This is a genomic window from Methylobacterium sp. 22177 (assembly GCF_052045615.1).
GTDB classification, from domain to species: domain Bacteria; phylum Pseudomonadota; class Alphaproteobacteria; order Rhizobiales; family Beijerinckiaceae; genus Methylobacterium; species Methylobacterium radiotolerans.
On the sequence record NZ_JBQEPK010000113.1, the window covers coordinates 1 to 1,652 of the forward strand.

Annotated in this window: 2 protein-coding genes; both read right to left on the reverse strand. The window is 68.6% G+C overall.

Going from position 1 to position 1,652, the window contains the following annotated elements; translation table 11 throughout:
• A partial coding sequence (locus ACTJK8_RS32280) for an MCP four helix bundle domain-containing protein (RefSeq protein WP_440763205.1) occupies positions 1 to 1,115 on the reverse strand: 1,115 nt, incomplete at its 3' end.
• Positions 1,116 to 1,198: 83 nt separating this feature from the next.
• A complete protein-coding gene (locus ACTJK8_RS32285; protein WP_041372995.1) occupies positions 1,199 to 1,651 on the reverse strand; it encodes a chemotaxis protein CheW in 453 nt (150 codons plus the stop codon).
• Position 1,652: the final 1 nt, after the last annotated feature.

Consider the following 1,652-nt stretch of genomic DNA (forward strand, 5'->3'; position numbering starts at 1 on the left):
GCCTGCAGGAGGTCGGACACCTCGTCGCGACCGGTCACGGCCACGTCCCGGGTCAGGTCGCCCGCGGCGACGCTCTGAGCGGCGGAGACCGCCTTCGACAGGCCGCGAGAGATGCTGATCGCGATCCAGAGCGCCATGGCGAGACCGAGCACGACGGCGCCGGTCACGACGGCGATCATGATCGTGCGGGTCGACTCGAAGGCTGCCTGCGTGCTCTGCACGAAGCCGTTCGCCACGCTCTCCTCGTAGGCGCGCAGCTTGGCCACGTCCTCGACCACGGCCTTCCGGGCGTCCGTGAACGGGCCGACGTAATACTGGAGCGCCTTGGCGTCCGTGTTCGCCAGTCCGAGGGCGAAGACCTTCTCGGCCGACGGGGTCCAGGCCTTCACCGCGGCGTTGAGCGCGCTGGTCCCATCGGCAAAGCCCGTTCCGCGCGACATCTCGGTGAACTTGGCGAGATCGCGCTCCAGGACCGTCAGGGTTTGCTTGAACTCGCCGGCGATCTTCGCGAGGAGGGCGTCGTCGGTGATCACGATCTCCCGGTAGATCTCGCCGCGCAGACGAACCATCTTCAGTTCGATGACGTTGATCTGGCTGCGGTCCTCGGTCGAGAGGTCGGGGCGCGCCTTGATGTCGTCGATCTTGGCCATGACCGCGGTGAACGCGGCCAGCTGCTCGCCGGTGGCGAGCGCGTTGGCGGTGTTGTTGCCGTTCTGGACCGCGAACTCCATGCCCTTGGTCACCGCCTCGCTGAGCTTCGACCAGTCGTCACGCAGGGGCTGGACACGGGCACGCTCGTCCGCCGGGACGAGATCCTGGTAGTCCTTGAACAGAGCCTGGAATTTCGCGTCGTGCGCCCGGAAATCGGCGAACAGCTTCTCGCGGGCCGCGCTGGTCGGCTCCAGCATCGACCGCGCGAACATGCGGGCGGCATCGAACGACATGGCCTCGAAGCGCAGGACGCGCTGGACCTGAGTGAACGGGCGAGCCGCGAAGGCCTGCATCCGGTCGTTGGAGCTGCTCAGGCTCGACACGGCGAGGTAGCCGGCGCCGCCCAGGAGCAGCAGGATCACCCCGAAGGCGATCCCGAGCTTGGCCTTGATTGTGAAACGCATCGTACTTGCCCCCATGTGCGCACGGAATTCGAAACGATCGGAGCTGAGCCGGGGCGAGATCCCCGCAGGTCTCCGGAAGGACTTCAGTTGAGGATCTGCTCGAGGTCGGGGACGATGATGAAGTCGTCGCCCGCCTTGACGATCGCGCGGATGTACTCGGGCCGCCACGTCGTCCCGACCGGCGGCACCGCCTCGCAGGCGGCCGGGTCGACCTCGGTGACCGCGAACACCTTGTCGGCCACCAGCGCGACCACCACCGGATCGCCCGCCACCGCCACCTCCAGGACCAGGAAGCGCGTGTCCGGGCTGTCGGCCGCCGCCGGCATCCCGAACCGCCCGCGGATGTCGGCCAGCGGCACGACGTTGCCGCGCACGTTCACGATCCGGTCGACATGCGCCCGCGCCCCCGCCACCCGGGTCGCCGGGATCGGATCGATGATCTCGCGCACCATCCCGGCCTCCAGCGCGAAGCTCTCCGTGCCGATCCGGAACATCACCACCTGCCGGCCGCCCCGCTGACCCGCCGGACCGCCCACC